General features: G+C 39.3%; 13 protein-coding genes. 7 read left to right on the top strand and 6 right to left on the bottom strand.

Translation table 11 applies throughout. The features are described 5' to 3' along the window. Positions 1 to 372 precede the first annotated feature (372 nt). A complete protein-coding gene (locus ACK8P5_RS25290; RefSeq protein WP_422658931.1) occupies positions 373 to 516 on the bottom strand; it encodes a hypothetical protein in 144 nt (47 codons plus the stop codon). Positions 517 to 936: 420 nt separating this feature from the next. Here ACK8P5_RS25290 and ACK8P5_RS25285 point away from each other — a divergent pair, with 420 nt between their 5' ends. After that, entirely contained in the window at positions 937 to 2,472 is a 1,536-nt protein-coding gene (locus tag ACK8P5_RS25285) for an SIR2 family protein (protein ID WP_422658930.1), read from the top strand. A gap of 398 nt (positions 2,473 to 2,870) precedes the next feature. Then, positions 2,871 to 3,506 carry a hypothetical protein gene (locus ACK8P5_RS25280; protein ID WP_422658929.1) on the top strand — a complete coding sequence of 212 codons (636 nt, stop codon included), beginning with the start codon at positions 2,871 to 2,873 and terminating at the stop codon, positions 3,504 to 3,506. Between the two features lie 253 nt (positions 3,507 to 3,759). Here the strand turns inward: ACK8P5_RS25280 and ACK8P5_RS25275 are convergent, their stop codons facing one another. Next, positions 3,760 to 3,885, bottom strand: a complete 126-nt coding sequence (locus tag ACK8P5_RS25275) for a hypothetical protein (RefSeq protein WP_422658928.1) — start codon at positions 3,883 to 3,885, stop codon at positions 3,760 to 3,762. Between the two features lie 248 nt (positions 3,886 to 4,133). Between ACK8P5_RS25275 and ACK8P5_RS25270 the strand changes: the two genes are divergently transcribed. Continuing rightward, on the top strand, positions 4,134 to 4,928 hold the full coding sequence (locus ACK8P5_RS25270; protein ID WP_422658927.1) for a hypothetical protein: 795 nt from the start codon (positions 4,134 to 4,136) through the stop codon (positions 4,926 to 4,928). 694 nt (positions 4,929 to 5,622) lie between these two features. Here the strand turns inward: ACK8P5_RS25270 and ACK8P5_RS25265 are convergent. After that, positions 5,623 to 6,240, bottom strand: a complete 618-nt coding sequence (locus tag ACK8P5_RS25265) for an NAD(P)-dependent oxidoreductase (protein ID WP_422658926.1) — start codon at positions 6,238 to 6,240, stop codon at positions 5,623 to 5,625. A gap of 33 nt (positions 6,241 to 6,273) precedes the next feature. Then, entirely contained in the window at positions 6,274 to 6,831 is a 558-nt protein-coding gene (locus ACK8P5_RS25260; RefSeq protein ID WP_422658925.1) for a sugar O-acetyltransferase, read from the bottom strand. A gap of 285 nt (positions 6,832 to 7,116) precedes the next feature. On the opposite strand from ACK8P5_RS25260, the gene ACK8P5_RS25255 reads away from it, so the two are divergent. The 4 genes from ACK8P5_RS25255 to ACK8P5_RS25240 all read left to right on the top strand — a co-directional run bounded on the left by ACK8P5_RS25255 (position 7,117) and on the right by ACK8P5_RS25240 (position 12,015). Continuing rightward, positions 7,117 to 8,553, top strand: coding sequence for a helix-turn-helix domain-containing protein (locus ACK8P5_RS25255; RefSeq protein ID WP_422658924.1), 1,437 nt, complete (start codon positions 7,117 to 7,119; stop codon positions 8,551 to 8,553). Between the two features lie 210 nt (positions 8,554 to 8,763). Beyond that, positions 8,764 to 9,480 (top strand): purine-nucleoside phosphorylase, encoded by a 717-nt coding sequence (gene deoD / locus ACK8P5_RS25250; RefSeq protein WP_422658923.1) that lies wholly within the window; start codon positions 8,764 to 8,766, stop codon positions 9,478 to 9,480. 34 nt (positions 9,481 to 9,514) lie between these two features. Further along, entirely contained in the window at positions 9,515 to 10,810 is a 1,296-nt protein-coding gene (locus ACK8P5_RS25245; protein ID WP_422658922.1) for a purine/pyrimidine permease, read from the top strand. A 23-nt stretch (positions 10,811 to 10,833) separates the two neighbouring features. Continuing rightward, positions 10,834 to 12,015: a NupC/NupG family nucleoside CNT transporter gene (locus tag ACK8P5_RS25240; protein ID WP_422658921.1), complete on the top strand. Its 1,182-nt coding sequence runs from the start codon at positions 10,834 to 10,836 to the stop codon at positions 12,013 to 12,015. Positions 12,016 to 12,106: 91 nt separating this feature from the next. On the opposite strand, the gene ACK8P5_RS25235 is transcribed toward ACK8P5_RS25240, so the two are convergent. Together ACK8P5_RS25235 and ACK8P5_RS25230 are read right to left on the bottom strand one after the other, a co-directional pair. Beyond that, positions 12,107 to 13,408, bottom strand: a complete 1,302-nt coding sequence (locus ACK8P5_RS25235) for a hypothetical protein (protein WP_422658920.1) — start codon at positions 13,406 to 13,408, stop codon at positions 12,107 to 12,109. Further along, positions 13,398 to 13,931 carry a sigma-70 family RNA polymerase sigma factor gene (locus ACK8P5_RS25230; RefSeq protein WP_422658919.1) on the bottom strand — a complete coding sequence of 178 codons (534 nt, stop codon included), beginning with the start codon at positions 13,929 to 13,931 and terminating at the stop codon, positions 13,398 to 13,400. The genes ACK8P5_RS25235 and ACK8P5_RS25230 overlap by 11 nt, the downstream gene beginning before the upstream one ends. Positions 13,932 to 14,156: the final 225 nt, after the last annotated feature.

The raw sequence follows: 14,156 nt of genomic DNA, 5'->3' as shown, positions 1-14,156 counted from the left end.
TGTGGTTAACACGCTTTCTTTCGTTAATTGTGATTTTTTTACAATTAGGTATATTAGAGTTTTGATTTTAAAGAGGGCGTGCCATCGGCGGATATAAATCGTTCGATGTATTCGGGGTAATACGTACCTACCGCGCATGAGAAAACTATCTGCTCATCAGGACTTGGTCAAATTCTTCCAATATGAAAAACCAGTGGCCGGTTGAGGGGAAGGCTTCGTCCTCAAATGTGGAGCGAAGTTGCTGCATGTAATAGGGATAGGGGAATGCACTACATTGGTAGAAATTTGTAATTACCGTGTCTGACGTGAGGTCGATCATTTTGCAGATCCCTCCTGACTACAATTATTTCGAGGTTGCTACTGGCTTTGCAGCTACAAGAGCTCGGGTGAAACATAGAACGGTTCGGCCAACTCCGACATCCATCCTAGCGCGAGCACGGTTGGGCTTCCTTCCATAGCCGGAGGCCTGTCAGCCCAATCATTTTCTGGGGTGAAATGGATGCTATCCTCGCTCATCGTTATAAATACGTCGGTGCCGTCATAGTAAGTGTTTACTGTGTCTCCTTCCTTAAAAGTAAGAGCGACCCGTACTTGGTATACGGGTCGCTCTTCGACTACAGATCGACAAGTGTTTCAGAGGTTGCAAGAAAGTAGATGTCACCATCAGGGTTAAAAGTAGTTTCGAGCAGTGAAAGTAGTTTATTGTGATTGTTCTCCATATAGGGCTCCTCGTACTTATATTACACTTAATAATATATGATTAATTCCATATTCATGTCGGTTTCACAGCACCATGAAATTATAGATTCTATGTAATTTGGGAGGATAGTCCTATGAAATGCGACAATCTTCCCTCTTCTTTTAGTCTTATTGGCAGGATGTAGCATTGAACTTGTCGAATAGTTTCAGAAATGGTTTAGCAAGGAGGGAAAGCAAATGGACATAGAGCAGAAGCTGTCTGACCATTTAAAAAAGTTTCAGTCTGCTCCATTTCTTTTTATCGGGTCAGGCTTTTCGCGAAGGTATATTAACCTAGAGGACTGGCCGGGGCTGTTACGAAAGTTTGCTAGTTTTAGCGCAACAGAATTTGAGTACTATTTATCTTCTGCTGATGGCAAACTTGATGAGGTCGCCGCTGCACTCGCACAAGATTTCCACCCGGTCTGGTTTCAAAAAGATAATTATAGGCAAAGCCGAGATGACTTTCGCGATAATGTTATAGATAGAAGTTCACCACTAAAGATTGAAATCTCGAAATATCTCCATGATAAGCTGTACGAGTTTGGAAAAGATGAAAGTTTGGACGAGGAAGTTCTACAATTAAAGGACGTATGTATTGACGGAATTATTACAACAAATTGGGACTTGCTCTTAGAACAGGTTTTTGAAGATCAGGAATTTTTCAAATATGTAGGTCAAAAGGAATTGCTTTTCTCAAACCCGAAAGAAGTAGCTGAGATTTACAAAATTCACGGCTGCTGTACTAATCCAAATAGTTTGGTACTTACTGCTCATGACTATAAGGATTTTAATGATAGAAACCCTTATCTTGCAGCAAAGCTTTTAACAATATTCATTGAGCACCCAGTTATTTTCATCGGATACTCACTAACGGATGAAAACATTCGTAAAATACTTGAATCTATTACTGCATGTTTGACCACCGAAAACATTGGTAAGTTGAAAGATCGTTTGATTTTTGTTGAACGCGCGCACGGAGCAGAAGATTCAGTTGAGGATGGGTCAATAGTCATTAATCAAATCAGTTTGCCACTGACCCGAGTAAAAGCGAGCAGCTACACTCCGGTATATAGAGCCTTAACGCATTTTAGACGTAAGTACCCGGCAAAAGTGATGAGGAAAATGAAAGATCAAATTTACGAACTAATCTTAACTAATGACCCTAAAGGGCAACTTCATGCAGCGCTTGATTTGGATAGTGATACTGACCCGTCAAAGGTAGAGTTTTTTGTTGGTGTCGGCGTAGCGAAAAAGTTTGGTTTGAAAGGTTATGGCAGTATTTCTTCAAGGGAATTATTTGAAGGTATTATAAACGGCCTTGAGTACGACTCCAAGGAGATCGTATTAACTACACTTCCAGAGTTGCTAAAAAGCGATCAATACGTGCCTGTGTATAGGTATGTTAAAGAAAGTGGACTACCTACTGATGAACTTCCGCCAAGCGTGAAAAAGAAAACCAAGTTCAGGTATGAAAGCTTTTTGACGAGGACAACAAAAATAAAGGTGGATGCTATTAGATCCCGGTATAGTAACATACAAGATTTAATAAATAATCAGGCAATACACATGGTTATTGAAAATGTCATTCTTCTTGACCCAAAAGCAATAGATGTAGAGGAACTGCAATTATTCATTAGTGAAAGAATTAGTCTATTAGATTCAAACAATCAGTCCATTGTTAGTAATTTCCGTAAATTGATTCGATACTACGACTGGTTAGTTTTTAGTTAAGTAAATGAGAGCAGTTTACATCTAATGACCAATAAGGATGGCAATATTGATTTCTATACATGATGGAAGTCATTACGTGAAATAGCTGGGCTCTCGAAAGAGGAAGAGTCAGAATTTAGTGAGAAGGGAAAGTACTTAGGGGTTCTTATTAGACCTGATGCAGAAAAAAATAATATCCATTTACTGAGCGCCTCAATCTAAAGAAAGAGCAAAATGAATATTTGATGCGATAATACAATAATTTGCAACAACAGTTCTAGTGGGATTTTTTTGGAATTAAAAAGATCGGTTTATTCCAGTAGTTGCAACATTGGCTGAAGCGACTGTGTTTTATACAGGCGAGGATGACGAAGGATACGACGATGAAGAATGAGGGTAGTAAAGGGAGGGGGTTGGGTATGAGTAGTCTATATATCCTTAATACAGATGAAAGTAGAGTTAAAAAAGAAGAAATTGGAAAAATAATAGGAAAACTAGGTCATGATTTGTATAAAAGTACAGGGTTAAGCTTAGGAAATGTTGCGTATACACATGAACAGGCTATAGAGGCAATGTTTAAATCGGGTATGTTAACGGGAGAACTGTTACTTGAAGAAGTCTTATGGAGATGCATGAGCGAAGATGAGAAAAAGCAAAAGATTTTGGAGTATGTATCCAAAATCGATGCTGATGGAAATACTCTTTTCATTATAGATGGTTATTTCTTCCCAAAGGAATGTAAGTATGATCGTCAATACTTTGAACTGATTAATTATGTGTTAAGTAATTCTAATGCCAAGTCTATAAAAATATTAACATATTCAAATTACAACGAAAAGCTATATAATGAGTTGAAATCTAGTCTGGACTCAATAGGGATTGCTATATCGCTTGTTACTACAGATGATTTCCACGATAGGTTTTGGATATCATCGGAGGCTAAGAAAGGATTTATCCTTGGAACCTCTTTAAATGGGCTGGGAAAGAAAATATGCCTTATTGATTTCCTCAAGGAAGATGATGTGATTGAACTCTTAGAAACCATGAAATATTGAGATATTCTCAGAGTTAACTTGCTCATAATCTCGTCAAGTTTTCCACCAAGCTCCAACATTTCAACACCAGGTAGGACATCTATCTCAAGGCGTTCTCCCGTTTTCTTTTAGTTCTCCTCATATTCCCTATTCATTTGTTCAGCCAATCTGTTATTAATTACCTCAAACTCTGGTGTTTTCATAATTGCTTCAACGGTATCTCATCACTCGGTAGGCTCTATATAAGAAGCCCAAGCTTACCATTTTATCGAAGTCAGTTACAGTTTGTACTTGTGTTCTCCTCAACTGGAATCGATTCTTTAAAAGCCGCTCCATCATTACTATGACCCAGCCGTTTCTGTATTCGCTGTACCGTCTGACTCACATAAATCTGTTCCATGTGCTCGTCACCTCGCCGTTGGATTGAGCATGGCGGTACCGTGGATGTGCACTTCGGTAACATCGCGATTCGGCGGAACTTGGATACTCTGGATAAATCCACGGCGCAGTCAACTATGTGATAAGTAACTTGGGCTATGATACTCTCGCGGCCCTTTCTTGAATGGGCAACAAGTGCGAAGTGGATGCTGATCTACTAGTATCCTATAGCCCAACACAGAAAAATATAAATGAAAGTGGAGGCGCACTATGGACTTAAGCACGTGGCTAAGTATTATCGGAATTATTATCACTTGTGTAGGATTGTTTGTAACAGTTAACAAGACGAAAACAATACATAAGAATAGTCACAACAGCAATATTACCGACAGCTTTAATACAACAAAAAACGTTGATAAACGAAAAACCACATACGAGCATCATTATCACACCACGAATCACCCTGCACCCGTTATTTCCACCGCTAACAGCGAGAATGATGAAATAGGGAAAGCTATGGTATTAGGTTTCGGCGCGCTCACAGTGTTTGGGGTAGCGATATTCTTTTATATCAAATATAAATCGATGATTATTGAGATTGCCACTGTAGTAATGATTGTAGGTTTACTAACTGCGGTTCTTGTAGCTTATTTCAAAGAATCGATCTCCAATGGATATAGATATTATTTGCTGATCTTTTGGCTGTTTTTCTTTGGGATGGTTATTCTAATCAACCATCCGATTTACTCACCTGATAAGTTGGATATTGCAGTAAACAAATTTACAAGTATTGAAGTTAAGGATGCTCCGATGACATTATGGCAATTACATAAGGACAATCAAACAGCGGCCCTCTTTTTAACATTTCAAATCGTCGGGCTAGTCATGATGATATGCTACCAATTGTTTTACTTTTTTCTAATCTATAAGATCATTGCAAACAAACGAATTCAGTCGATAAATGCATTGATTAAAACGGACATACTATTTGTACTAATCATCATGCTTTTTATAAGTGGTGCACTAAATCGGTTGATTCAACTGCTACCTGTTGTAATAAATTAAGAACAAAATATATTCTTTGGAAGATAAGGAATTAGGCCTTCTTGAGAATGGGATGGATTTTGTTGTATCGGCACGATATGATCTGTAAAGAGAAGAAAGAACGAGTGATTAAAAGTACGCAGTGCTGCATCTATCGTCGGGTACTGAGTTAATATTTAAAGAATCGCCTTTTTAAGAACATTGGACATTGATCTATAAATTGTTTCAAAAGTTAATTTGTAGAACATTAATACAGAAAGTCATCATTTTACAATGTGCTCAATGTGCTAGTAGATTTTATCCTTAGGAATATTTATCGAGATAGCTCAATGAATTCAAGACCATGAAAGCTGATTATGTCGTCTTTGAAGAAGGGTCTCAGTCTTCAATGATCAAGTCGTTATTGTCTGATCAATTGATGGCAGAAGTAGAGCTGTTCCAAATGTGAGTGCTGCTGAATTGCACAAGAGGTCAAGTCGCGTCAGAAAGCAGCTTCAATATTGCGATAAGGTATACCGGATGGAAGATGGTAAATTGTCGTTGATTGAATTGTCGAGATCAGAGGCATACCCAAACTTCGCTCTTTAGATGTTATGGATAACCTTAACATAAGTAAGTGAAATCGAATTTCACTCATTAAAAAGGTTACTTTGCATCTTATGCAAAATAACCTTTTTATTTTTGCGATGCCTCCACCACTAGTCGAAGCTCTACATTATTTAGCAATACCGATAGATGACTTTTCGTATTGTTCATCGCTTAATGCTTTCACAATAAAGTGTGCAACATCAGCGCGTGGAATCGTTCGTGACTTTTCTGGTACGCCTGCTTTTGACTCCCTGTACTCTCCTGTTAGGGCATCATTGGTTAATCCTAGCGGTCTAACGATCGTAAAATTTAATCCATGTGCTTCAATATAATCAACGGCGTTACGATGATCCATCAGAGCATTTTTTAGCATTTTCATGACTACTTTTCCGCTGATGCCCGGGATTTCTTTGTTAATTCCAGCAGAAGCTGTATAGACAATTCGTCTCACATTATGTGCCTGCATTCCATCCACAATATTTTTCGTCATCTCTTCAAGCTCTGTTGATTTTTTCATCCCTTGACTTGAGCCCAAACATGATACAACGGCATCATGCCCTGCAATTGCTGCAGCTACTTCTTCCTTAATGAAGGCATCTCCTCGGATAATATGTAACCGCTCATGAGCCAAGTCTAGCTTAGATGGAGTACGTACAAATGCAGTTACCTCGAATCCCTTTTCTAATGCTTGCTTTACGACATATTGGCCTACGCCACCCGTGGCACCAAATACAATGATTTTCATAGAGCACCTCCTTTCTTTGGTTTTAAGGCCCTATTACAAAGAGCGGATAACCTTGCACGGATTGCCGACAGCTAGACTATTCGGCGGAATGTCCTTCGTAACGACACTGCCTGCTCCAATCACGCTGTTCGCACCGATGGTCACGCCTGGTAGCACAATTGCGCCAGCACAGATCCATACATTGTCACCAATGTTGACCGGGTGTGTGTATTCGAGTCCCGCCAATCTTTGTTCTACATCCATTGCATGTTCTTCTGTTATTAGGCAGACGTTCGGTGCAATAAATACGTTGTTACCAATTGTGATTTTGCCGCTATCCATGAGCTTGCAGTTAACATTGAGAAAAAAATTATCTCCCACTGTCGTGTTGTACCCATACGTGCAGAAAAGCGGCTGCTCCACTACGCAATTTTCTCCGGTCTTGCCCAGAATCCCTCGAATGGCAACTTGCCTTGCATCGCGGTCCAGAGGGTGTATATTGTTATAATCGTATAGCTTTTTCACGGTTTCATTACGGTCTGCAACAAGCTCTGGGTCGCCGGGTTGGTACAGCATACCAGCAAGCGATTTTTCTTTTTCTGTCATATTCATAACAACGACTCCTTTATTCCTATTGGCAAAGCATTATAATATAAAGGATAGTACTATTCAACTTTGGAGTATGATTTTGCTCTCTCTTTATTACCACATGATAAGGCTGTCGGAATCATTTGAATCCGGTAGCCTGTTTGCATTAAAGTTTAATTTAGGATTTTCGTGGATAGACCCGTTAAGATGAGACTTATCATAAATCGTATACAAACCGATCAAAAAGCCGATTCTTCTTCTGGAGGAATCGACTTTTCGTTAGAAATATAATTGAAATTGGGTGGGAAAATGGATAAGGGATTTACATTAGCTAGTCAACTATTAACACTGCTGGATACGGAACAAAGATGGTTTACCTTAGCCGAGGTTGAGAAAAGTCTAAGGATCTCAGATAAAACAATCCGTAAGATGGTTGAGGAGATAAGTAAGCAGCTGCCACCAGATATCAGCATTGAGGTATCTAGAGGAAAGGGAGTATTTCTTCGACGTGATGGAAGAGGGCAGACCATTAGTGAAGTGATTTCAGCGATGTTCAGACAAACTACCTTTTATCGGCTGATGAATCTGCTGTTTACCACTGACGGACAATTCTCTGTGGAGGAACTTGCTGGAGAAATGTTTATGAGCACTTCGTCCTTGAAGAAGCTGATTGTACAATTAAATAATAATGATCTGAAACCATATAAGCTACGCATTACTTATTCCACCCCTAAGATCAAAGGGAATGAAATGAATATACGATATTTCTATTGGAAGTTATATGGTGATGCCTTTGAGTTTACAGGATGGCCTTTTGCGAATATCGACTTCGATTATATTAATCAGTTAATCACAAACATAGAGAATGAGAAAAATATTGTTTATTTTATCAACTCCAAAAGAAAATTATCCTTTTTGCTGGCGATTGTTATAGATCGAGTGACGAGAGGCAAATGTGTAAAAGTCGACGAGAATAGATATCCCTGGGAAAAAGGGATGTTTTATTTGCCGGTGAAAACTCTTGCGAAGAGTCTGGAAGAACAGCTCTCTATTGAATTTCCCAACAGTGAAATATTCTTTATGCAATCACGTGTCAGTCTCAGCCAATATCATTATTACGAAGGATCGGAAATGACACCAATGAAAGAAGTCGAATTACACAAGGATAAAGAAGAGTATGCAATGGGTAATCTGCTCTTCACCTTATTGGCCGAGGCATATCCGAACTTGGATAGGGGAGAACGATTTACACTCGAGGTATATGAGTTTTTTGACAAGCTCTTAATGGATAATGCCATTCCTGAATGGATGATGATATCAAAAAGCAATCTATCGACTTATGTCCAGCAAGAGTGCCAGCAGATTTATCAAGAATTGCAGGACTGCATGAAAACGTGGAATGAAGCTTTCCCTTCGGTTCTGTATAATGATTTTCATTTAACAAAACTAACCTTAATGGTTCGTTCAAGCCTGCGTTATAAAAGGAAAACGGCCTTCTTGGTGATCGGTGAAGAATTCTCAATTCGCCATTACATAGCAGACTTGATCAAGAAGGAAATCGGAGATCAGTTGATTATTGATACTTCGATCATGAAAGGACTAACCGATGAAATGGTGCAACAGCATCATATCGATTTCATCATTAGTAACTTCCCGGTTGCCTTAAAGACGGTACCCGTTGTTACGATCTCTACGATCCCGTCTCAAAGAGATTTAGATAATATTCGTAATGAATTGCTCCAATAATTTGATCAATTATTTTCCGTTCGCTACGTAAGATTTTGGTCTAGTTTGTAATGTTAAAAAATCTTATGCTCAAAGTAGCTTCTAAACGAATAAGGCGATCAACCAAAGGCAATTCGTTTAGAAACTATGAAAGCATCTGTTTTCCCGCATGGAAATGGAAGCGATTTCGAAAAGTAAAAAGTTTACTATCAGATTATTGGAGGAAACCATATGAGCAGACATTTAGGTGCAAAAAAAGGAGAGATAGCAGATCGTGTGTTGCTTCCTGGCGATCCTTTACGTGCAAAATTTGTAGCAGATAATTTTTTAGAGGAAGCTTACTGTTATAACGAAGTAAGAGGCATGTACGGATATACCGGATTATATAAAGGTGTGCCGGTATCGGTGCAAGGCACAGGGATGGGCAATCCATCCATGAGCATATATGCAACGGAACTGATTAACGATTATGACGTGAAGAAATTGATTCGCATTGGTACATGTGGTGCGATGCAAGAAGATGTTAAGATCCGCGATATTGTCTTAGCTCAAGCTGTGTCTTCAGACAGCAATCTGACTGAGAAGATCTTCTATGGTTGCAATTATGCACCTACGGCGGATTTTTCATTGCTAATGAAAGCATTTCAACAAGCACAGGCAAAACAAGCGAAAGTCTTTGTTGGTAACATCTATAACTCGGATGAGTTCTATCGTGAGACCTTGGATCGACTTCACAAATTTATGGATTTTGGTGTATTAGCAGTAGAAATGGAAAGCACATCGCTCTACACTTTGGCCGCTAAATATGGTGTAAAAGCATTGTCCATTCTGACTGTAGGCAGCCAATTATTAACGCAGGAGCACTTAACTCATCAAGAAAGTGAACAGTCCTTTTATGAAATGGTAGAAATAGCGCTTAATACAGTCATTGATGACACGAGTTTATAGAGCTAAAGGGTTAGGAAAAGAGAGTGAGTAAGAAATGAGAGTCATTCTGTCTGGATTGCAGTGGATGGTCTTTATGATTGCAGGCGCCATTGCTGCACCTATTGCTATCGCAGATTTATATAACTTAACCTCTATGGAGACAGCTGGGCTCATCCAGAGCACAATCATTACTTTGGGGATCGCGGGCTTTATACAAGGCCTGCTAGGTCATAAACTTCCTATTCATGAGGGTCCGGCAGGGTTATGGTGGAGCATTTTCACCATTTACGCAAGTTTAGTAGGGGTATTGTATTCTTCTAACATTGCTGCCCTGCAAGCTTTGGGTGGGGGAATGATCATTAGCGGTGTCTTATTTATCCTAATATCAGCCTTTAAGCTGATGGATAAAATAGCCCGGTTATTTACACCAACCATCACTTTTATATATTTACTGTTATTGATCTTTCAATTAAGTGGTTCTTTTATGAAAGGGATGATGGGGATTACATCTAGCCATACGATGGTAGATGTTAAAGTGTTCTTGCTTAGTGTGGTCGTGGTTTGCATTACCTTTTGGTTAGGGAATTGCCGATTTTCCTTACTTCGCCAATTCTCCGTGATCATCAGTATAGGGCTAGGATGGCTATTATTCTTTATTAGCGGTAATAAGCCGGTTTTTTCACACACAGAAAACCTAGTTAGCCTACCGGAAATATTTCCATTTGGGTGGCCTCGACTCGACGATGGGACCATTACAACGGCGTTGTTATTGACACTATTGTTAATAACCAATGCGATTGCATCCATCAGGTTGATGGAAACTGTAATAGGGCAAAAGCAGTCCACGGATCATCGCCGATATAGGCGCGCTGGGGTGGTATCCGGGATTACACATTTAATTGGCGGCTCTTTAGGGGCAGTTGGTTCGGTGCCTATTTCGGGAGCAGCGGGGTATGTCGAACAGACAGGTATGAAAGATCGTAGATCGTTTTTAGTAGGATGCAGTCTAGTGATCGTTATATCCCTGTTTCCGCCAATTATGAATATCATATCCGGCATTCCTGCTCCAATCGGCTATGCTGTTACATTCGTTATTTTTGTGAAGATGGTTGGAATATCCCTTAGGGAATTGAGAAAGGTCATTCATGAAGAGCGAACTTTTATCGTTAGTGGAGTTTCCTTGTTAGTGGGGGTGGGATTAATGTTTATCCCTTCATCAGCCACCATTCATTTATCTCCCATTGTAATCGCTATTCTAAATAATGGGTTAATATGCGGAAGTTTATTGGCCATTATTCTGGAACAAGGATTCATGTGGAGGGAAAGACAGCAGAGAAAGCTAAAGCAATAATCGAAAATTATGGAGGGGTAAAAATGCATTATCTCATCTCAGTGGTTGGTCTAATTCTTGTTCTCATACTGGCATGGCTTGCAAGTAACGATAAGAAAAAGATTAAATACCGGCCAATCATTATCATGATTGTGATCCAGATTGTTTTAGGATTACTCCTACTAAAGACGAGTATAGGAGAATTCTTAATTAAGGGCTTTGCCAATAGTTTTGCGAAATTACTTGGATATGCAAATGAAGGTATTGACTTTATTTTTGGTGGAATGGCAAATGAAGGGGCTCACACATTCTTCCTTTATGTATTGATGCCTATCGTATTTATGTCAGCGCTTATCGGGATTTTGCAATATTACAAAATATTGCCGTTCATTATCAAGTACATCGGGCTGGTTCTAAGTAAAGTAAATGGCATGGGCAAATTGGAATCCTATAATGCAGTTGCTGCTGCCATTGTTGGACAGAATGAAGTGTTTATTTCGGTGAAAAATCAACTCGGATTATTGTCTAAACAGCGTCTGTACACCTTATGTGCATCAGCAATGTCGACAGTGTCCATGTCGATCGTTGGTTCCTATATGACCATGCTGGAGCCTAGATATGTCGTGGCTGCATTAATCCTTAACCTATTTGGTGGCTTTATTATTGCATCCATCATTAACCCCTATGAGGTTAAACCTGAAGAGGATATTGTTGAGGTTCAGGAACAGGAAAAACAGACCTTTTTCGAAATGTTGGGCGAGTATATTCTGGATGGCTTTAAAGTAGCCGTCGTGGTTGGGGTCATGTTGGTTGGTTTCGTTGGGTTAATTGCACTCATTAACGGTGTATTCGCTGGAATATTCGGTATCTCGTTCCAAGAAGCATTAGGTTATGTCTTTGCACCGATTGCTTTTGTTATGGGTGTACCATGGGCTGAGGCTGTTAGTGCAGGTAGTATCATGGCGACCAAACTGGTAGCGAATGAATTTGTGGCTATGCTTGATTTTGTAAAGATCATGGACGGTTTTAGTGATCGTACGGCAGCTATCGTCTCTGTATTTCTAATCTCATTTGCTAACTTCGGGTCTATTGGTACAATCGTGGGTGCTGTAAAAGGCTTGAATGAAAAACAAGGAAACGTGGTTGCTCGGTTTGGACTAAAATTGCTCTATGGGGCTACACTTGTAAGCGTTTTATCAGCTATCATTATCGGTATCGTATTCTAGTTGGTTGAAGCGTACTCTTGTTATCGGTACGGTTCTGTGAGTATGGTAAATGTTAATTTTAATAGGGGTCAATGACCCCTATTTTTTGTATTTATCTAAATTTATCTGCGTCTATTTCAAATTTCCAGGGCCCCTTCATATCGATCATTGGCTTGGTTATTTTAAAATTTAGTTTCGAGGAGCTAGGATCGTATTTAGCCTCGAAAAATTTCATCACACCCGTTGTTGAATCATATGCGCCGCCATTTTCTATGGAAGAATCTGTGGAAACATAGAAATACTTTAAAGAACGACTTAGCTGCAGCGGATTTGGCATCTCTACGTAGATAGCTATGTGGTCTTCGTTAAACCTCGTTTTGGATTTTTTGAATTTTGTCAGTTCTACTGGGTAACCAGCTATGTTAAAAGATTGGTTTAATGGACCTTCTTCTCCGTCGGGGATGTTGATTGAGACATTGATTTCTTCTCGTCCGACACTTATCAATTGCGGGATGGTTAACGTGTATTTTTTTATATCTGAGCTTCCCAAGTTGAAATAAATATCCTTAAAAGGCATCCGTATACCCTTATTATCAATGGGATAGTCGTTACCTAATTCATCTGTAACACTGATATTTTCATTCAGTATAATGAGATCTCCTTTCTCGGGAAAACTATCATAATACCTGAATGGATTTGAGTGTTCCGTATTTAAGAATATTCTGCCTTTGTGACCTGCAGGAGTTGGAATAGCCGTAATCTCTAGATCGTGGACTTCCACGGATTCTCCGATTGCGTTTAAGGTGTCAATACTATCCACCTTGCTGAGCGGTATCGTAAAGACTTCATCCGGCCTATCTAAAAAAAACAATTGTGCCTGCTCTTTAACATCAACCTGACCAGCGAACTTTAATGTGACATGTGAAAAGTCATCGCCACCGTAAGTGTGGGAAGATGAAGCTTTGTGGACCTTACCAGATTCGTCCTTGATTCTAATATCATAAGAATAGTTTGGGTATACGTTCATTTCAATTGTAGTCAGATCTTTTTGAACCAACATAGCAGTTACGAAAGCGCCAGTCTGATTGCTATTTTTAATATCAATGGGTTCTGTTAGCATATACGAATCTGAGCTACCGTCTGCTTTCTGAATAACACCGATTCCTGGTATGAATTGTAGCGCTCTTTGAATAGCAGCTGAAAGATGGGGATTGAATATTACTGCTGCACTCATGGATAGGACAACGATGATCGAAGCAGCAACCATTCGGCGCTTAATCGGCTTGTTCTTCATTGGAGTAGTCAACGCCGCATCACATTCTTCTTTCGCTTGGTAAATGCCCATTAAACCTCGTTCATGAAGCATTTCAGGAATTGGAATTTCCTCAATCGCCTGTTTTATGCTATTGCTCATACACATACTCCTCCTTTATCACCTTTCTCAGCTTGTGCAAGGCGCGGTATAGTATCGTTTTGCCGGTACCGAGAGGGATTTGCAAGACTTCGGTAATTTCCTTGATAGTAAAGTCATGATAAAACCTCAAAAGAATTACGCTTCGTTCATCCTCGTCTAATTTTTCAATTAATTGTTTCAATGAAACGGAAAGTGGCACATCGTAATCCTCACTACTAATAGCGAAATCCATATGTTTAGCTCTCAAATGTGTGACTTTTTTCTGTTGGCGAAGCAAGTCAATTGAACAAGTTATACAAATACGAATTAGCCACGTTTTAAAATACTTTGGTTCTCTCAAGCTTGTAATTAACTTGTATGAGCGATAGGCTGTTTCTTGGATGACATCCAAAGCATCTTGTTGATTGTTCACGTATACAAAAGCAGTTCGATATAATTGCTCTTCATACTGTTGAAATAGCGTGATGTACGCATGATGATCTCCTAATCGTGCTTTTTGTACCAGATCTTCGATTTTCCTCACCCACTTTTTAGTTCGTATATCTAATTAGACGTATCAAGGTAAAAAAAAGGCTTTATTAGCCAGAGTTTTATCCGAAAAGTAGTTGGTTTGTCTTAGAAGGTTCTTTCCATAATCTCTGTTGTCGGGTTTGTTATATGATTATTACGTTAATTTGTCATGTGACAATACTGATGATAGCAGTCACTATTAAATACAATAGGTTCCAATATAATAGATGTAGTTAAT

Origin of the sequence: Paenibacillus sp. EC2-1, from assembly GCF_049311625.1 — a bacterium.
GTDB lineage: Bacteria > Bacillota > Bacilli > Paenibacillales > Paenibacillaceae > Paenibacillus_AQ.
This window is presented reverse-complemented; position numbering and strand designations above follow the sequence as displayed.